18 protein-coding genes are annotated in these 19130 nt (G+C 59.8%); 2 read left to right on the top strand and 16 right to left on the bottom strand.

Going from position 1 to position 19130, the window contains the following annotated elements; all coding sequences use genetic code 11:
• Positions 1-153: 153 nt before the first annotated feature.
• The 6 genes from IVB46_RS44810 to IVB46_RS01940 form a co-directional block, all read right to left on the bottom strand.
• On the bottom strand, positions 154-282 hold the full coding sequence (locus IVB46_RS44810; RefSeq protein ID WP_256467653.1) for a hypothetical protein: 129 nt from the start codon (positions 280-282) through the stop codon (positions 154-156).
• Between the two features lie 115 nt (positions 283-397).
• The gene (gene fahA, locus IVB46_RS01960; protein WP_247341851.1) at positions 398-1747 is read right to left on the bottom strand and encodes a fumarylacetoacetase; all 1350 of its coding nucleotides are present in this window, start codon (positions 1745-1747) and stop codon (positions 398-400) included.
• On the bottom strand, positions 1744-3438 hold the full coding sequence (gene actP / locus IVB46_RS01955) for a cation/acetate symporter ActP (RefSeq protein ID WP_247341848.1): 1695 nt from the start codon (positions 3436-3438) through the stop codon (positions 1744-1746). The genes fahA and actP overlap by 4 nt, the downstream gene beginning before the upstream one ends.
• On the bottom strand, positions 3435-3749 hold the full coding sequence (locus IVB46_RS01950) for a DUF485 domain-containing protein (protein WP_247341845.1): 315 nt from the start codon (positions 3747-3749) through the stop codon (positions 3435-3437). Before IVB46_RS01950 ends, actP begins: the two co-directional genes overlap by 4 nt.
• Positions 3750-3791: 42 nt before the next feature.
• Positions 3792-5084, bottom strand: coding sequence for a CaiB/BaiF CoA-transferase family protein (locus IVB46_RS01945; protein WP_247341842.1), 1293 nt, complete (start codon positions 5082-5084; stop codon positions 3792-3794).
• Between the two features lie 11 nt (positions 5085-5095).
• A complete protein-coding gene (locus IVB46_RS01940) occupies positions 5096-5872 on the bottom strand; it encodes an enoyl-CoA hydratase/isomerase family protein (RefSeq protein ID WP_247341838.1) in 777 nt (258 codons plus the stop codon).
• A 138-nt stretch (positions 5873-6010) separates the two neighbouring features.
• Between IVB46_RS01940 and IVB46_RS01935 the strand changes: the two genes are divergently transcribed.
• On the top strand, positions 6011-6682 hold the full coding sequence (locus IVB46_RS01935) for a GntR family transcriptional regulator (protein ID WP_247341835.1): 672 nt from the start codon (positions 6011-6013) through the stop codon (positions 6680-6682).
• 45 nt (positions 6683-6727) lie between these two features.
• On the opposite strand, the gene IVB46_RS01930 is transcribed toward IVB46_RS01935, so the two are convergent.
• Complete coding sequence (locus IVB46_RS01930) at positions 6728-8290, bottom strand: fatty acid--CoA ligase (RefSeq protein ID WP_247341832.1); 1563 nt, start codon at positions 8288-8290, stop codon at positions 6728-6730.
• Positions 8291-8453: 163 nt separating this feature from the next.
• Complete coding sequence (locus IVB46_RS01925; RefSeq protein WP_247341829.1) at positions 8454-9401, bottom strand: LysR family transcriptional regulator; 948 nt, start codon at positions 9399-9401, stop codon at positions 8454-8456.
• Between the two features lie 196 nt (positions 9402-9597).
• Here IVB46_RS01925 and IVB46_RS01920 point away from each other — a divergent pair, with 196 nt between their 5' ends.
• Positions 9598-10056, top strand: a complete 459-nt coding sequence (locus tag IVB46_RS01920) for a MaoC family dehydratase (RefSeq protein ID WP_247341826.1) — start codon at positions 9598-9600, stop codon at positions 10054-10056.
• A 57-nt stretch (positions 10057-10113) separates the two neighbouring features.
• Here the strand turns inward: IVB46_RS01920 and IVB46_RS01915 are convergent, their stop codons facing one another.
• From IVB46_RS01915 to IVB46_RS01880, 8 genes are all read right to left on the bottom strand, one after another.
• On the bottom strand, positions 10114-10905 hold the full coding sequence (locus tag IVB46_RS01915; RefSeq protein WP_247341823.1) for an SDR family oxidoreductase: 792 nt from the start codon (positions 10903-10905) through the stop codon (positions 10114-10116).
• Positions 10906-10956: 51 nt separating this feature from the next.
• Complete coding sequence (locus tag IVB46_RS01910) at positions 10957-11748, bottom strand: crotonase/enoyl-CoA hydratase family protein (RefSeq protein ID WP_247341820.1); 792 nt, start codon at positions 11746-11748, stop codon at positions 10957-10959.
• Between the two features lie 191 nt (positions 11749-11939).
• Positions 11940-13040, bottom strand: a complete 1101-nt coding sequence (locus IVB46_RS01905) for an NADH:flavin oxidoreductase (RefSeq protein WP_247341817.1) — start codon at positions 13038-13040, stop codon at positions 11940-11942.
• Between the two features lie 67 nt (positions 13041-13107).
• A complete protein-coding gene (locus IVB46_RS01900; RefSeq protein ID WP_247341813.1) occupies positions 13108-14286 on the bottom strand; it encodes an ABC transporter substrate-binding protein in 1179 nt (392 codons plus the stop codon).
• Positions 14287-14384: 98 nt separating this feature from the next.
• Positions 14385-15980, bottom strand: a complete 1596-nt coding sequence (locus tag IVB46_RS01895; protein ID WP_247341895.1) for an AMP-binding protein — start codon at positions 15978-15980, stop codon at positions 14385-14387.
• A 231-nt stretch (positions 15981-16211) separates the two neighbouring features.
• The gene (locus tag IVB46_RS01890; protein WP_247341810.1) at positions 16212-16991 is read right to left on the bottom strand and encodes an SDR family oxidoreductase; all 780 of its coding nucleotides are present in this window, start codon (positions 16989-16991) and stop codon (positions 16212-16214) included.
• Between the two features lie 68 nt (positions 16992-17059).
• Positions 17060-18064, bottom strand: a complete 1005-nt coding sequence (locus IVB46_RS01885) for an NADP-dependent oxidoreductase (protein ID WP_247341806.1) — start codon at positions 18062-18064, stop codon at positions 17060-17062.
• 35 nt (positions 18065-18099) lie between these two features.
• Positions 18100-18963, bottom strand: coding sequence for an alpha/beta hydrolase (locus IVB46_RS01880; RefSeq protein WP_247341802.1), 864 nt, complete (start codon positions 18961-18963; stop codon positions 18100-18102).
• Positions 18964-19130 lie beyond the last annotated feature (167 nt).

Here is a 19130-nt window from a genome sequence, read left to right as displayed (position 1 = left end):
CGAGAGACCAAAATCGGGACCCGCTGTCGCGCTGGCAAATTCAACGTTCGCGCACAATCTTAGGGAGCGCCGCAGCTTCCATCACGCAGGCTCCCACACACGATCGCCGAGTTTGCTTGACCCCACGACTACATCAACCGCGTCGTGAGAGGGTCAAAAGATAAACGCCACAAGGCGGCCCAACACGGCGACCGACAAAGCTGCGAGAAGGACGATAAGTTGCCCAAACTGGACCTCTTCCATGTCGATGTCCGGCATCGTGATCATGGCGTATGCGATCATGTGGCAATTCTCCATGGTAGTTCCTCCCCTAGCTATTGTTCTGCCGTCTTCCGGGCAGTACCACCCGTTCGTCGCGGATCGCTCGAGGGGCGACTCTTCGCTTAACGCGCGCGGATCAGGCCGCCCTGCTTTCAAGCTCCGTCTGATGAGATGCCGCAATCGTTCCGACGCACACTCCGAAGCCGATGGATGCAAAGCCCTCACGAGTGCAGCGCCCCTCAAATCGGATCTCGTCACCGTCGTGTAGAAAGCCGCGACGCTCTCCGTTGGGAAGCGTAATGGGGCGGGTTCCGGCAGAAGTGAATTCGAGCATGCTGCTCAATTCAGCGTCGGTAGGTCCGGAGATCGTGCCGGTGCCGATCAGGTCCCCCGGTAGAAGGTTGCATCCATTGATCGTGTGGTGCGCAACCATCTGCGCCGGTGTCCAATATAGATATTTGGCGTTCGAGCTGAGAATTTCGACAGGAACGTCCCTTGCGGCCCGCATCTTTTCGGTCGTGAGAAAAACCTTCAGGCTTATGTCCAGCCCGCCACTTTTCTGATCGTCCTCGTCGAGCAGGTATTTCAACGGCTGGGGGTCCCCGTGAGGACGAACCATCGCCGGAATGCGGAACGGAGCCAACGCGTCAGTAGTGACAACCCACGGCGAGACGGACGTTGCGAAACTCTTGCTGAGGAATGGTCCGAGTGGATACATCTCCCAGCGCTGGACGTCCCTCGCCGACCAGTCGTTGAGAAGTGAATAGCCGACGATCTGTTCGCTTGCGCGCGCAACCGGGATCGGACTTCCGAGCTCGTTGCCGCCACTGAGATAGAACCCCATCTCCAGTTCGAAATCGAGTCGTTCGCACGGACCGAAGCCAGGACTGCCCCCGTCAACCGACGGCGTCCGCTGTCCCATGGGTCTGCGGACAATTCCCTGCCCGATTTGCACCGAAGACGCCCGCCCGTGATAGGCAATCGGCACCCATTTGTAGTTGGCGGGCAGCGGATTTTCAGGCGTGAGGAGTGCGCCGGCCGCCTTCGCGTGATGTATGCCGGCATAAAAATCCGTGTAGTTCGGCACCGCAGTCGGACGATACATCGTGCAAGCGCTCAATGGGACCAGCAGGTCCGACGCACGGCGGCGCGCAGCCTCACCGCTTGAACCCGCGTCAAGCGCGGCACTGACTGCCTTTCGTAAGTTGTGCAACGCGCGAGGTCCCAACGCAAACAGCGAGTTGAGCGAGGAGTCGGCGACGGTCCACTCGGGAATTTCTGCCGGCAGGAGACCGGCGCTGTGCGCCGCATGAAGATCGAGGATCTGGTCGCCGATCCCAATCCCCGCGGATCGCTTTCCGTCCTTGCCACGGCTGAAGACACCGAGCGGCAGGTTCTGGATGGGGAAGTCGCCGGAGGGGTCATTGGCGGCCGCCACAAAACTGCGGCGCGCCGGATCGTGGGTCTCGTCGATCATGGCGTTCATCCTGCAGCTCCCGCCAGCGCGTTATTGCCCTCAGAGGGTCCGATGCCGATCTCGGATTGCACAAACTGAGCATCAAACGCCCGCCGCTCGGCCGCGGCGCGGGCCGTTCGGTCACTCAGCGAACCGAGCCAAATCACCAGAAATGCCAGGGGCATCGAGAAGAGCGCCGGATTGTCGTAGGGAAATAACGGCGCCGCGAAATGGAATACCGCGACCCAGACTGTCTTGCTCAGCACGACGAAAAGGAGAGAGCTGAACAGGCCGACCAGGCCACCGGCAACGGCGCCGCGCGTGGTGGTACCGCGCCAAAAGATCGCCATCGCCAGCACTGGAAAATTGCAGCTTGCCGCGACCGAAAGCGCTAACCCCGCCATGAACGCGACATTCTGGTTCTCGAAAGTGATGGCAAGGCCCACCGCGACGATGCCGGTCGCCACCGCGGCAATCTTCGCAACCATCACCTCACGTGCCTCTGGCGCGTTACCCTTCGCAATCACCTGCCCATAAATATCGTGGCTCACCGCCGAGGCGCCGGCGAGTGTCAATCCGGCGACCACGGCGAGAATGGTGGCAAACGCGACGGCCGAGATAAACCCAAGCAGGATTGGTCCGCCGAGAGCGCCCGCCAGGTGCACCGCCGCCATATTGGGACCGCCGATCAGATCGGTAGTCTTGTTGAACTGGCCGCCCGCGCCGACGTTGAAGAAACTCGCATCCGGCATAAGGACCACCACCGCAGCAAAGCCGAACAGCGGGATGACTAGGCAGAAGTAAGCTACACAGGTCGTCGCATAGAAAACCGACTTCCTTGCGCCTGCGGAATCGCTGACGGTGAAGAACCGCATCAGGATATGCGGCAATCCCGCGGTACCGAACACCAGCGCGAGTCCAAGCGAGATCGCGGAAACCGGCTCAGCGAACAGCCCGCCTGGAGAGAGAACTGAGGCCCCCTTGGGGTGCACCCGGCTCGCCTCGGCGAATAGGCGTCCAAGACTGAAATCGAAGCGCCACAGCACCACCAGCGCCATCAAGGTGCCGCCGATCAGCAGCAGCAGCGCTTTGGTGATCTGAACCCAGGTGGTTGCCTGCATGCCGCCGACAGCCACATAGACGATCATCAGAAGTCCGACGCCGGCGACTGCGAACAGATAGTTCACCCCGAACAGAAGCTGAATGACCTTGCCGGCACCGATCATCTGCGCGATCAGGTAAAACAGCACGACGACGAGACTGCCGGTGGCGGCGACCAGACGGACCGAGGTCCGATCGAGGCGAAACGACGCTGCGTCGGCGAACGTGTAACTGCCGAGGTTGCGCAAGCGCTCCGACATCATGAACAGCACGATCGGCCAACCCGTCAAGAAGCCCAACGCATAGACGAGGCCATCAAAGCCGGTCGCATAGATCAGCGCCGAGATACCGAGGAAAGCCGCGGCCGAAAGAAAATCCCCCGCAATCGCCAGGCCGTTCTGGAGCGGCGTGATCTCATGTCCCGCGGTATAGAAGTCCGCCTTCGATTTGGTTCTGCCAGCCGATCGATAGGTGATGAGGAGCGTGACGGCGACGATCAACAGGAACATGCCTATGGCAACCCAGTTCAGATCGCGGCCCGCTACAACAGCGGTCGCCTGCGCATGGGCCGAAAAGGACACCGTCGCCGCAATGGCGGCCAGCAGAATGCGCATGATCATCGGCCACACTCCCGGCGAACGAGCTGTGTCAGGCCGTCGAAGTAGGTGTTGGAACGGCGTACATAGTAACCGGTCAGGGCAACGACCAGGGCGATCATGCCAAGCGCGATCACCATGCCCAACGGAACGGCTCCGCCTGCCATGCTCTTCCCGAGCGCTGACGACGCCGCCGAAATCAGCCCGATGAAGCCGAAGAACATCAACAACGTGACGATCGAGAGCCCCCACCGCAACCTTGCCCGTGCGGCGGTCAGTTCCCGAAAAGACGGATTAGACAGGATTTTTCGCGTTTGTTCCGACGACAACGACATGATTTCCCTCCCCCATTTCTTGATCAGTTGGTTTCGACGCAGCTAGGACGCCTGCTTCAGGACATCGTCACTATCGGGCGGCGCGGATGCTTCTATCGACGGCGAGGGTCGCGGCGGAATGTTCGTCAACAGCACGCCCGAATTGGTAAGGGCTGCGATCTCCTGGTCGGAGTAGCCGTATTCCTTCATCACTTCGACGTTGTGTTCACCGCGAAAGGCGGCTTCGCGCGCAGCGGCCAGCGGCGTCTTCGAGAAGTGCCAGGGCTTGCCGGGGATCCTGACCGCCTTGCCGCGGCGGTCGGTAACCTCTTCTATCGCGCCCCACCATTTGACCCAGTCCGAACCGGCGAAGTCCTTGACCGAGCGAACCACGCCGAACGCCAGCTTCACTTCGTCGAGCTGTGCATCGAGTTCGCCGGCCGTGGCAAAGGAAAGAATCCACTGCTGGATGATCTGGTAAAGGGCGTTGAGATTCTTCCGGCGCGCCGCCGGCGTGGCGAATCTGGGATCTGAAGCGAGATCGGGGCGACGCATCGCCGCGATGTAGTTCGGAAACGTCAGGCTGCTGACGACACTGGTCGCGATTGTGATGACGTCACCGTAGCTTGTCTTGAAGAACGGCGAGTCAGCAGGTCCGAGCGCCGCCGGTTCGGCGCCGAGATCCACGCCGGAGAGATCGGCATGCACCCGTTCATTGACGGCAAGCATGGTGGCGGCCATCGCAATATCGACATATTGGCCCTCGCCTGTCTGGTCGCGGTGATGCAGTGCTGCCAGAATGCCGATGATCGCTTCGAGGCCCGTATAAATGTCGGCATGCGAGTAGGCATCATGCCTCTTGACCGTGAGATCCTCGCCGAGATGGTCGATCATCCCGCCGACAAAGCCGGATTCGGCATGGACGGTCGGCGCGTAGGCGCTGCGGTGTGACAGCGCGCTGCCCTGGCCGTAGCCGCTGATTGAGGCGTAGATTACTTTCGGGTTGCGCGCGGCGACGGATTCATAATCGAGGCCGAAGAATTTCAATGTGCCGGCGCGAAAATTCTCGACGATAATGTCGGCGCTATCGCACATCTTGCGCACGACTTCTCTTCCTTCGGGGAAGTTCAGGTCGATGCTGATGTTCCGTTTCCCGACGTTCTGTTGGATATAGTAGTAGGACATGCTCGCGGTTTCGTCGCCAGGCAGGGCGTACCGTGAGATGTCTCCGCGCGGCGGCTCGATCTTGATCACGTCGGCGCCGAGGTCCGACAGGGCCCTGGTGCAGTGGGGACCAGCAAGGACGCGCGAGAAGTCGACGACCTTGATTCCGGCAAGGGGTGTACGATTTGTCATGACAACGTCCCTCAGCGGCCCGAGAAAATGGCGTGACCAGGCCCGGACTCGCGGAAGGCCTTCAGGCCGACGACGAGATCGTTGCTCTGGAAGATCGGACGCTGCGCGTCAGACATTGCGCGGTCGGCTTTCACGACGCTGTCTTCCATATATTCCCGGACCAGTCGTTTGGTGGCGCCATGCGCCACTGTCGGGCCCACCGCAAGCTCGAGCGCGAGGATCCGCGTCGTTTCTTCAAGCTGGGCTTCGGGCACGACGCGATTGACGATATTCCAGCGCTCCAGCGTCGCCGCATCATAGCGACGTCCGAACAGAGCCATCTCCTTGGCGCGCGCCACGCCGGCGCGCGATGCCACACGTTGTATGGCGCCCATCAGCGGATGCAGGCCCAGCGTCACCTCGACCATGCCGGCCTTCGCGGAGTCCGCGGCAACGATGATGTCGCAGGCCAGCGCCAGCTCGAATCCGCCACCGAGGGCCAATCCGTGCATGCTCGCGATGATCGGCACAGGAACCTGTTCGAGCGCATCCAGGCAGGCGCACACATCGATTTCGGGCATCCGTTCGCCGCGATTGTCGAATAGTTCTATTTCAGCACCGGCGGAGAAGTGTCGCAATCCGCTCCGCAGGATGATGGCACGCGCGCCTCCCTTATGAGCCTGTTCGACTGCATCCAGCAGCGCGGTCAGCAGCGGCTTGGCCACGAGATTGTAGGGAGCGAAAGTCATCGTCAGGGTAACGAGATCGCCCTCCCGACTGACGGTAACCAACTCGTTTGGTGTGGTCATTGAATTCCTCCGGGTTTTTTTGAGTCAGTCGTTCGGTTCGATAATGGAACGGTATCTGAAAAACTCATACGGTCAACATAAAAAAGATATTATTGGATTCATCTTGTATTCCTCCGAATCCTTGTGAAAATGCCAGGGATGCCTCAGGACGCGACCAGCCTTACCGTTTCAGCCTATGCTCGACTTCGCTCGGACATCTTGGCCGGCCGCTTGCCGGCCGACGGAAAGCTGAAAATTCAAGATCTGGCTCAATATCTTGGGGTCAGCCCGAGCGTTGTACGGGAGGCCCTGTCGCGTCTCTCTGCCGAGGCGCTGGTCATTGCGGAGCCCCAGCGAGGTTTCCGGGTGGCGCCCATCAATGCCGCCGATGTTTCGGATCTGACGGCCGTCAGAATCGACATCGAACTGAAATGCATGCACCGCGCGATGAAACTCGGCGGCCTCAAATGGGAGGCTGCTATTGTCGCAGCCGATCATGAACTCTCGCATACGCCCCACGACATTCACGACCTGGGCGACGACTGGATGATCGCGCACGCGAAATTCCATGCCACCCTGGTGGCGGCCTGCGATAGTCCCTGGCTGCTGCGAATCCGCGAACAACTCTTCGTCCAGGGCGAACGCTATCGCCGCATCAATGTGCGAATGTCGCGCGCCGATCGTGATCTGCGCGCCGAACATTCGGCACTGGCCCAAGCCATTCTTGGCCGGCATGTGAAACTCGCCACCGATTTGATGACGGAACATCTGCGCTTGACCGAGGTGCTGACGCTTCAGTCGCTCAAGTCGCAGGACGCAGCGGTCGCCTAGCAAAAGCGTCTCCCGGCCCGATACGTTCAATTCGGCCAACCACGCTCAATTGACCATCCGCTCGTATCCTTCCCAATAGCGCTCTCGCAGCAGCCGCTTGAGGATTTTCCCGGACGGATTGCGGGGAAGTTCGTGCACGAATTCGATCGACTTCGGGATCTTGAACCCCGCCAGCCTTCCTCGCGCGAAATGCAGTATGCCCGCCGGGTCCGCCGTACGATCCGGTTTCAACACGACGAGGGCCTTGACCGCTTCACCCCACCGGTCGTCAGGCACGCCGATGACGGCGACGTCGGCGATATCCGCGTGTCCATACAAGGCACTTTCGATCTCGGCGGGGTAGACGTTCTCTCCGCCGGAAACGATCATGTCTTTCAAACGATCATGAATGTACAAATAGCCGTTTTCATCGAGGAATCCGGCATCGCCGGTATGCAGCCATCCGTTCCTGAGAGTCCTCGCGGTGTCCTCTGCCCGATTCCAGTATCCCTTCATATTTTGCGATGAGCGGCACACGACTTCACCCACCTCTCGGGCTGGTAGCGGTTTGCCCGACGCGTCGATGACCATCAGTTCAATGCCTTCGACCGGACGGCCGCATGACCTCAGGATATCCCTATTGTTCGAGGAATGGTCTGCAGCATCCAGAACCGTGATGACGCCGGTCGTTTCGGTCAGGCCGTAGACCTGGAAGAACCCCGTATGCCTGAACACCCGGAGCGACTTCCTGAGAAGCTCGAGCGGTATCGGGGAGGCTCCGTAAAGAATCTGTCTCAGTGAGGAGAGATCGATTTTTTCAACGTTACGTTCGGCCAGCATCGCCAATAGCATTGCCGGAACGAGGAACGTGACCGTAGCTCGTTCGCGCTGTATCGTTTCAAGCGCCACCGATGGAACGAACTCGCGAAGCACGATCGTCTTGAGGCCGGCGACCAGACCGAATACGCCGGTACCGACCCCTGCGATGTGGAACAACGGCATTGCGAGCAGCATGACATCGTCGGACGACCACGCCTTCCAGTCGTCAAGCGCGTGTAGTGGAAAATTGGCGTGAGAAAGCTGCACGCCCTTCGGATAGCCGGTCGTGCCGCTGGTGTAGAGCTGCAAGCAAACGTCATCGGGGCTGACTGGCAGGCTCGCCTCGGTCGTCGGGTGGGCATCGCGCCACTTGAGGTAACGAGAGTCCAACACAATGATTTGGTAAACAGTTTCCAGCTGATCCTGGATTTCAGTGGTAAGTTTCTCGAACGATTCCCCGACGAAGAGAATCTCGGTTTTGGCATCGTTGACCGCGAAAACGATCTCGGGAGGTGCCAGCCTTGCATTGATGGGAACCAGGACGGCGCGGGCCTTGGCTGCCCCGAGAAGCACTTGAAAAAAGATATCCGAATTCTTGTCGAGTATCGCAATTCGGCTGCCCGGTCGCACACCCCCAGCCATGAGGCCATTGGCGACTTGATTGGATAATTCCTCCAAAACCCGATAGCTTGTCTCGCGCCCCTCGAAGCTCACGGCGACGGCGTCGGGCGTGATGGCCGCGTAACGTCGCGGAATTTCCGCGATCGTCTGGATCGGCGTTGACAGCAAGGCCCCTTCCGATTTGGACATCCATCCCTCCCGTTATGATTTTTGAGATGGAGGATGACCGGCCCGGCGCCCGGCAAGTATCTAAATTCTGAACTACCGCTATTCAGCGCAGAATGACCACGGCCTCTTCGCGTGTCTTACCGCGATATTTCCAGATGCGGCGAAGGCAGCATGTGAGACGGCCTCAGGCCTTGCGCTTGGTCACTCTCGCATTTCGAGGGTTGCCCGCGAGCCATTCCCTGGAAGCGGTGAATTCTGCTTCCAGGAATCGCCTGACTTCACGAGTCAATTTTCTCAGGTCGCTCTCGCGCCGGCGCAGCAGCCATACGTTCATCGTAACTGTCTCTTGTGGCAAGACCTGAACCAGTCCCTCGGCTTGCGCGAATGGTACAGCAAGAAGCGCAAGCCCGAGACCGCAACCGGCGGCGGCGAAATGGTTGGCAATTGGGTTGACCCGAACAACGCTGCGGATGCCCGCCGCTTCCGAGAAATACTCCAACAAATCCCTCTGATTGGGCCGAACGTTGCGGAAGGAGACAAAATCGGCAGTATGGCCGATGATGTCGTGATCCCTCAGCTCTGACAATGACCGAGGCGCGGGGCGTCCGGCAAGGTACCGCTCGGAGGCAAAAATCCCCATCGGCACGTCCGCGACCCGCTTTCCAATGAGATCGTTCTCGCCGGGATCTCCCATCCTGATGACGTAGTCCAGATCGCTCGTTGCCAAGCTCTGCTGGTTCACCGTGGAGATGATTTCCAGGTAGATTCGACTATCGCGCCGTCGCAGCTCCGCAACCCGCGGGAGAAGCCAGTGCTTGGTCATGCCTTCGGTCGCCGATATCCTGACCACTGACGATCGTTGCCCGACGCGCGAACGCAGATCGCGATGAAACGACTCGAATGCGAGCATCATATCGCCGGCCGAGCGTTGCAGGTCCTCGCCTTCCCGCGTCAGCTTCACCCCGGACGAGGCGCGAAAGAACAGGGGAGCGGCCACGTAGCGCTCCAGCTCCTTCAGACGCCTGCTCAATGTCGGTTGGCTCATTCCCAGTTCGTGTGCGGCACGGTTGACGCTTCCAGTTCTCGCCACCACGGAAAACAAGCGAAACAAATCCCAGCTTGCCTCGGTCATGCTCTCGTCCTTTGCGCAAGCGCTTTTGGTTCCTGATCGCCGAGTGCGAACGACGTCGCAGGACCCGGAAACACAAGCGAAAAAGCCATCAAAGCCTGGCCGCTATTCAATATTGCGTTCCCCGTTCAACAAAATCGACATGGCCTTCCTCGCAGTTTGGGGAAATATGCCAAACGGTCGAACAACGGACACAGCGATGGCACAGATTAAGCTCGAGGCGATCAGGGATTTCGTGGGCCAGAATCTCGGAACATCCGACTGGGTCACCATCGACCAGCCCATGATCGACCAGTTCGCGGCCTGTACTGGGGACAGGCAGTGGATCCACGTGGATGCGGACCGCGCGAGCAAGGAAAGTCCTGTAGGCGGCACCATTGCCCACGGCTTCCTGAGCCTGTCATTGATTGCGCCACTTGGCATGGACCTGGGGCTCGCTCCGGTCGACGCATCTGCCGTCTTCAACTATGGTCTGGACAAAGTCAGGTTCCTGACACCCGTAAGATCGGGTAACCGCGTTCGCCTTCAGCTTTCCATGACAAGTGTCGAACCGAAGGACAACGGGCGTATGCTGATCAAGGGCGACGCGGTACTTGAGATCGAGAATAGTCAAACGCCGGCTCTGGTCGCCGAGACGCTGACGCTGGTGGTCCCTTAGCCCTCCACCGCCGCGAACGGTGTCACTACAAAACCGCAGGCCGCCAGACCAAGACGTTCAGGAAGACGATAGCACCGAAGTCAGACCACCATCGACGGCAAGGATCTGTCCGGTAATGTGCTTGCCGGCGTCGCTGGCGAACAGAACCGCGGCACCTTTCAGATCGTCCTCATCACCGATGCGGCGCAGCGGCGCGCCAGCGGCGAGCTTTTCGACCCCGACCGCTTCGATCGTTCCCTTTGTCATCTTCGATGGGAAAAAGCCAGGCGCCAGAGCATTGGCCGTAATTCCGTAACGCCCCCAGCTCCCCGCCAACGCCCGCGTGAAGTTGACGACAGCGCCTTTGCTTGTGTTGTAGGCGACCGTCTGCATATCCCCGGAACTTCCGAACAGGCCCGCGATCGAAGCAAGGTTGACGATGCGGCCATATTTGTTCGGTATCATCGAACCCTTGGCGATCTGTTGGCTGAGCAGGAACAGCGAGCGGATGTTCAAGTTCATCACCTTGTCCCAGGCTTCGATCGGGTGATCTTCCGTCGGCGCGCCCCAGGTGGCGCCCGCGTTGTTCACCAGAATGTCCACCCGTCCGAGCTTCTTGATCGTTTCGTCGGCGAGGCGCTTGACGTCTTCGTCCCTGGAATTATCCGCTGCGATCCATTCCGCCTTGATGCCGAGCCCGGCAAGGTGCGCCTGGGCCTTTTCCAGGTCTGGCGCCTTGCGAGAGGAGATCACGATCCGTGCTCCTTGCTCACCCAGCGCCTCGGCGATCTGCAACCCAAGGCCACGGGAGCCTCCCGTAACAAGAGCATTCCTGCCGGTGAGATCGAATGCCTTCTTGATGCTTCCCATGGTCAAATCCTCTGGTCCGGAGCGAAGTTCTACCAAGCGGTCGTGGGATCTCTATTTCCCGCGGAATACTGCCGAGCGGCGCTCCACGAATGACTGGATGCCTTCTTTCATGTCTTCGCTGCTGAAGACGCGATCCTTGATCTTGGGAATGTAATCGATCGCGGCTCTCTCGCCGGCCTCGATGTATTTCAACGCGGCCTCCTTCGTCACCTGAATGCCGATCGGCGCGTTCTTGGCGATCAGATTCGCAATCTCCATCGCGCGCGCAATCTGCTGGCCGGGAGCGACGACTTCCTGAACAAACCCGATCTTGTAAGCCCGCGCGGCATCGAACTCGTCGCATAGGAACAGGTGATACATCGCGTCTCCCCAGCCCGCCCGTGTCAGATATCGGAAATGGGCACCACCAAGAGGCGCGATCCCGCGCTTGGATTCCATCTGACAGAACCGTGCGTCGTCGGCCGCCACGACGATGTCGCCAGCGAGCATCATTTCGATGCCAATCGTGAAGCAGATCCCCTGCACTGCCGTCACGATCGGCTTGCGACACCGGCTCTTCAACGCGAACGCATCGATGTTGTCGGGCTTGATCTCGGTATTCTCGGCCTTGGGTCCGAAGAATTTCGGCATATCCAGCCCGGCCGTGAAATCCGGGCCCTCGGCGCAAAGTACCCCGACCCAGTAGTCGTCGGTGCGGTCGAGAAGCGTCATCGCATCCGACATCTGCGCCATCATCTGCGGACTGAACGAATTCTTCTTCGCAACGTTGTCGATGATGATCTTGAACACATGCCCGTGCACCTCGGTGCGGATTTGGCCGACCTGGGTTTTCGTGTCGTTCATTGCCAGTCTCCGAATTGCTTCCAGGCGACTGCGCAAGGACACGCAGGCTCCTCCCGTCGTCGACTGCCGGGCAGCCGATCATTCGTTGCCAGCCAGCTTGGACCGATCGCCGCAGCACCGGCTACCCAACATTTTCGATAGCCGTTATTCAGTAGCGACGAACCCTGCCCCGACACCCTTCATCGCTCGGATTAGCTCAGCGCTGCGAATGCAGTTCGTTCGAAAGCCATCAATTCCTCTGTCCGGCCGTCGCGTATCTTCAGTAGCCACTGCGGATCCTGAAGCAGCGCCCGACCCACCGCGACAAGATCGAACTCCTCGCGATCGAGGCGGCGGATTAACTCGTCGAGGGACGCCGGACGCGAGCTTTCTCCGCTGTATGCAGCGATGAATTCGCCGGTCAGACCGACTGACCCGACCGAAATCGTCGGTACACCCGTGACCTTCTTCGCCCATCCGGCGAAGTTCAAGTCGGAACCATCGAACTCCGGCTCCCAGAAGCGCCGTTGCGAGCAATGCAGAACATCTACTCCGGCGTCGACCAGAGGTTTGAGCCAGGCTTCCAACGCGCGAGGCGTCTCGGCCAGCTTCACTTCATAGTCCTGCTGCTTCCACTGGCTGATGCGGAGCAGTATCGGAAAGTCCGGTCCGACCGATTTGCGAACCGCGTGGATGATATCAGCGGCAAACCGCGCCCGACCCGGCAGGTCCTTGCCACCATAAGCATCCTCGCGGCGATTGGTGCCCGCCCAGAAGAATTGATCGATCAGATAGCCGTGCGCGCCATGCAATTCGACGGCGTCGAATCCCAGGCGCTTCGCCGCAAGCGCTGCATCGGCGAAGGCGCGAATGGCGTCGGCGATGTCCGCTTCGCTCATCGGCTCGCCAAATTTCTTCTCCGGTCGCGACAGACCGGACGGACTGTCGTAAGCACCCGGAGGAGACCAATCCTGGGCGCGGGTGCGAACGGCTCCGACGTGCCATAGCTGCGGTGCCATCAGGCCACCGGCGGCATGCACCTCGTCGACCACACGCCGCCACCCCGCCAACTCCTTCTCACCGTGAAAACGGGGAACATTCGGATCGTTCAGGGATGCCGGACGATCCACGCCCGTGCCCTCCGAGATAATGAGGCCGACCGCTCCTTCGGCACGCCGACGGTAATACTGCGCGACGTCGCCGGTCGGGATTCCGCCCGGAGAGAATGAGCGCGTCATCGGCGCCATCACGACCCGGTTCGGCAAGGTCAGCCCTTTCAGCTTGAAAGGCCGGAAAAGAACGTCGCTGGACATCCGTGCTCCATGATTCAGTTGATCGCGTGGCTCAAATCACCTGCGCAGCGTGTTCAGACGATACAATTCATTTCCCGTCGGCGCTGAGTACACTACCAAATTGCTCCCACGTGGTCCCATTCCAGCGCTGCAGCTGCAGCTGCGTATACGCCATACTGCTTTCGGGGCCCGTGTTGATGATGACACCTGGTATAACAGTGGGAAGCGACAACCCGCGGATGCTGCGCGATTGCCTGACGATATTCTCCCGCGAGAGATCGTTGCCACATTGCTTGAGTACCTGCTCCAGGATCTGTCCCTGCTGGGTCCCGAACAGATAATTGTTGTCTCCGATATCTGCGCCCGGCAGGTATTTGGCAAAGAACTCGCGGTACCATTTGATGCCGGGATCGTCGGCCCACTTCTTATCATTCGGATCCTTCGTGATTGTCGCGGCGACTATGCCTACGGCCTTTTCCGGTCCTGCGGGGACGATGGTCGAAGACACCGAGCTCGAAACAAAGTTGATCAGGAACAGCGGCTTCCAAGCTATCTCATCGGCCTTCTTGATGGCCTGCGCTGCGAATTTTGGCGTGCCGGCCACCAAAAACGCCGATGCGCCAGACGATTTCAGCGAAACGACATGGGAATCAATGGTCGGCTCCGTCACTTCGTAGGACGACGCGACGACTTTCTTGTCGAAATCGTCCTTCAAATAGCCCTTGAATGCATTGACGAAGTCCTTACCCAGATCGTCGTTCTGATACAGGATGGCAATCTTCGCGTCCGGCCGGGTCTGGGTGATGTATTTCGCGTAGATTCGTCCCTCGGTGTCGTAGCTCGGCAATCCCGTCGTGGTCATGGGGAATTCAGCGAAGTTCGTGAATTTTGTGACTCCGCTCACAACAAACAGATGCGGGACTTTCTTCGCGTTGACGTACTTGATAGTAGCGCTGATGCCGGGCGTCCCCAGCGGGCCGAACAGGAACGCCACCTCGTCACTTTCCACGAGTTTCCTGGTCTGCTCCACCGTCTTGGGGGGACTGTAGGCATCGTCGTAGGTGACGAGGTTTATCTTCCGCCCGTTGATGCCGCCGCGCTCGTTGATCGAATTGACGTAGGCGATCATGCCCTTTCCGGTATTGCTGAGCGGCGAAGCGGGGCCGCTGAAAGGGAACGTCGCTCCTATCTTTATCTCGGATTCAGTGACGCCCGGCGTCTGCGCATGCGCCCCGGCTATGGATGCCGCGAGCGCGGCTACAATCATGACGCTTCTCAACATTGTCATCTCCCTTCGGCGACAAGTCCGTCGCTCACGTTCTTTCTTAAACCGGCATATTGCCGTTCAAATCATCCTGACGCCCGTCAGCCAGCGGCGGCCGCACGCGACGCCTTCGGGGCGGCCTGTTCGTTCGCCATCTCTCGCAGCTTGTGTTTCAGTATCTTGCCGGTGGAGGCCGAGGGCAGAGCGTCGAGCACGATCAATTCGGTTGGACGCTTGTAGGACGTGAGCAATTGGGCCGTATACGCCTTTAGGTCTTCCGCGCTGATGCTCGCACCGGGGAGAAGCTGAACGAACGCGACGACCTCCTCGTTGCCCTCGACCTTTCGTCCGACGACGGCCGACTGAACGACCTGGTCGTGCGCGTTCAGGACCGCTTCCACCTCGGCGGGATAAACGTTGAAGCCGGAGCGGATGATGAGCTCCTTGGTGCGGCCGGCAATGTAGAGATGCCCCTTGCCGTTCACCCGCGCGAGATCTCCCGTGTTGAACCATCCCTGCTCATCGATCGCCGCCGCTGTCAGGTCGGGCGCACGATAGTAGCCGAGCATGATGTTCGGACCTCGTACGTGCAATTCGCCCACCTCACCGGTCGCCACCTTTTTTCCTTGTCCGTCCACGATCCGGTGCTCGACGCCGGGAAGAAAAGGGCCGACCGACTCGTCCGAGACAGGCTGTTCCGAACGGACACCCGACAGGCCGGGCGAACATTCGGTTATGCCGTAGTTGTTCAACAGCGGGATTCCAAACTCGTCCTCGATCCGCTTCTTGAGATCGAGGTCTAGCGGAGCGCCAGCCACCGCCATGATCCGCAGGCTGCCCCGCTCGAGCCGTTGGATGCCCTTGACCGCCTTGTGCTCAAGCAGCCGCTGATATGTGGCAGGCACGCCGAATAGGCTCGTAATCCCTTGCTCGGCGATGGCATGAGCCAGCGCAGCGGGATCGGCCTTGGCCACGACGTGCAACGTGCCGCCGTGCATCAGCGTCGAAATCAGTAGGATCGCATACCCGACGATGTGCGACATCGGCAGCACGCCGTAAATGCGGTCGCCTGGACTGCTTCGTCGAAGGATTCCCGACGTCCTTGCGGTGAAGAGCAGATTGCGGTGGCTCAGCATGACGCCCTTCGGCGCACCGGTCGTGCCCGAGGTGTATAAAAGGCCTGCGACCTGGCGGGCGCCATCCTTCTCGACGGGCTCTGCTTTCGCATCCGCATTGAGAGGACCGACACCGATTCCACCAAATGGTCCGACGGCGCCGATTTTCGCTCCGACGCGAGTGGCATGATCGGCCGCTTCCTTCGACAGAGCCGAGTTGAACAGAACGCGTCTGGCGCCGCTGTGCGTCCCAATCAGGTCGATCTCTCGGGGCGAAAGGCGGGGATTGACCGGAATACCCCAGGCATCGAGCTTGCTCGCTGCGAAGAGCATCACGCCGAGGGCCACGCTGTTCTCACTGGCAATCATCACGCGATCACCGGGCCTGATGCCCAACCCGGCGAGATTCTTTGCAGCAGCGTCGACAGCATCCGAGAACTGCCGGTAGCTCCAGGAACGCCCGCCTTCCACGAAGGCCGGATGATCCGGAATATCCCGCACGAACGGCGCGTAAACCTCGTGCACTCTGGACGGCAGGCCGTCCAGCAGTTCGGCTGCGGTAAGCTCGTCCACGCTCCTCATGCCATCCTCCCTCGCGCCTTGTTTTCGGCAGCGTGCGCGGCCTCCTTCAACCGGGAGGTCCGCACCCTTCATTCATATCGGCCCGCGGAGTAAACCGTTCTAAAATAGAACTGTCAAGACGAGCAGACGTCAATGTGCCAGAGAATGGCGGAATTCTTGGTGCAGAAATCGAATTCCAATTTAGAATTGGCGATCTCCGCGCACTTGTTCGGAGGGATCAGCTGAGCGTAATTACCATTTCTCGACCCACGGCCGCAGCACGACTTCAAAAGCCCAGGTCGACCGATGCTGGCGGTGCAGCTGCAGATAGGTTTCCGCAATATGGACAGGGTCGGCCATGTTGTCTTCCACGGTCGTCCCCGCCAGACGGTGCGCGCGGGTCCCGTCTTCCTGAGTCCAACCGATCGCGGCATCGATCGGCACATTCGCCACATGGATTCCCTGCGGCATCAATTCTCTCGCCATGCTTTGCGCGAGTCCGGATTTGGCATGGCACGCCATCGCAAATGCACCACTCGATGGAAAACCCTTGAGCGCCGCGCTGGCGTTCGTAAAGATTAACGTTCCTCTCGTACCATTGACGTCGGGTTCGTTTCCGAGCATGAGCCGAGCTGCCTGTTGACCTACCAGAAACGCGCTGAATGCCGAGTTTCGGATTGTTTCGAGCGCCATTATCGGGTCGGCTTCGAGAATGTCCTTGCGGAAAATGCCGGGAACGCGGCCATCGATGTTATGCACGACAAGCCTCGGCGCTCCGATCTCTCGAGCGACATTCGCGAACAGCTGTGCCACGGCCTCCGGTTCGCTTGCATCGCAGGCGTAGCGACGTACGCCGTGCACCTTTTCGAGAGTCTCAAGGACGGCTTTTTCCGGATTCCTGGCTGCGACGGCGACACGCATTCCGTTTTCCGCGAACAGCCTGGCGCAACTCGAACTGATGCCCGGGCCACCGCCGACAATAAGTGCGACGTCCTGCTGGAAAGGCTGTGTATCGCGGTTGGATTCAGTCATGTCGTTTCCTCATGCACTTGGTGCCGGCCGGCGTATGGCGTCGCAACGCAGGCGGCACCGTTACGGAACTATTGTTTCACCGCGATCACGACCTTGCCCTTTGCGCGCCCGGTCTCGACATAGGCGAGCGCGTCGCCGGTTTTTTCGAACGGGAAAACCTTGTCCACGACCGGACGGATCACGCCGGATTCGATCAGGGACGTGATTTCGCGTAGCTGCTGTCCCTGCGCTCGCATGAACAGGAATGAGAAGCGCACACCAAGTTTTCTGGCTTTCTTCCGCACACCATGGCTCAGCAAACGCAGCACCAGTTTCAGGAAGATGTTCATCCCCTGCTCCCTCGCGAATTCGGGGTCGGGCGGCCCGGAGATTGAGATGAGCAGGCCGCCCGGCTTGAGCACGCGCAGAGATTTTTCAAGCGTCTTGGCGTCCTGGCTGTGCAGGACCAGATCGTAGCCCGACAAGACTTTCTCGAAATCCTGGGTCTTGTAGTCGATGACCAAGTCCGCGCCGAGGCTCTTGACCAGCTCGACATTCTTCGCGCTCGTCGTCGTCGCGACGACCGCACCGAGATGCTTGGCGAGTTGGATCGCGAAACTCCCCACCCCGCCGGAGCCCGCCTGGATGAAGACCTTCTGGCCGGGCCTCAGCTGGCCCACCTCGACTAGCGCCTGCCAGGCGGTCAGCCCCACCAGCGGGATGGAAGCGGCCTCTTCCATGCTGATGTTCGAGGGCTTCGGCGCCACGTCGGCTTCGTTCATGGCAATGAATTCGGCGAATGTTCCGATCCGATGATCGCGCGGCCGCGCATAGACCTCGTCGCCTGCCTTGAATCGCCTGACATTGCGGCCAACCCTGACGACCGTCCCGGCAACATCGTGGCCCAGAATGAAGGGCGGACGATACGGCAGGATGAGCTTGAATTCTCCATTCCTGAGCTTGGAGTCCAGGACGTTCACAGCAGTTGCGCGAACCCGAACCAGGACATCATCGTCCCGCAACTCCGGTTCTGGCATGGTTGCCGAGCGCAGAGCCCCTTTCTTCTTATATTTGTCGACGACGAATGCCTTCATGATGTCATCTCCAATTTGAAAATATGGTCGCGGCGTCAGGCGTCGAGGAACGACAGCGCCTTCGGCACGAAATCGGCGTGGTACTGGAAAATCCCGCCGTGCCCGGCATCTTCGTAGATGACCAGTTGGGCGCCCGGAACACGCCGTGCCATGTCGGTGCTGTTTGCGGTCGGCACCATGATGTCGTTATCGCCATTCGCGATCAGGACCGGGATGCGGAGGCTGCCGAGATCCTGAGGCGCCTGCTGGCCCCAGCTCTTGATCGCCTTGAGCTGCCGCAACAAGGCCACTGGCGTGGCTCCTTTGTCCCGATTTGACTTACGCTCCTTCAGCCTTTCCAGAAAGGCCTTTGCGGCCCGGCGGCCATTGGCTGTGGAGGTGAAGAACAGATAGAATTTCGGGTCTCGCAAAGTCAGCAAGCCCTTGATCATCAGCGACCAGGACACCGGCCCGACCTTCTCGATACCTTTGCCGCCTGCCGGGCCCGTGCCGGTCAGAATCAGCTTTCGCACGAGACCAGGGGCCTTCAGTGCGATATCCTGGGCTACGAAGCCGCCGAGGGAAAAGCCGAGCAGATCGACTTTTTCAAAACCCAGCGCGGCGATCAGAGCAATCGTATCTTCTGCCATTTCGCCAACGCTAACAGGCGCTTTCCCGCCTGAAGCGCCGATGCCGCGGTAGTCGATCGCGATCACGCGATGCCTGGTGGCGAGCCCGTCGACGATCGGTGGATCGAAATTGTCGAGAACCGCGCCCCAATGGTTGAGAAGGATCAATGGCACGCCAGTGCGTGGACCGATATCGCGATAGGCAAAAGTTGTTCCTGCAGCACTGATCGAAAGATTCGGCGCATCGACATAGCGCACGACCGATCCTGGGTGGCTGACATAAGTTGACATCACTTACTCCATAGTTCGGCTGACACCGGAATCCCTGAGATCAGAGGGATATCGGATGACGCGGTTCTTCCTGTGCGCACGAAGAGGTGCACGTGTTGATAGGCCGCTATGTTGGCCTTGGCCCGACGCCAGCCCAATGCTGGCGGAAGCACCCGGCATCAGCGCAA

The sequence above is a fragment of the Bradyrhizobium sp. 61 genome, assembly GCF_023073075.1.
GTDB classification, from domain to species: Bacteria; Pseudomonadota; Alphaproteobacteria; order Rhizobiales; family Xanthobacteraceae; genus Bradyrhizobium; species Bradyrhizobium barranii.
Note: the sequence above shows the minus strand (reverse complement) of the source record. Positions and strands in the feature narration are given on the sequence as shown.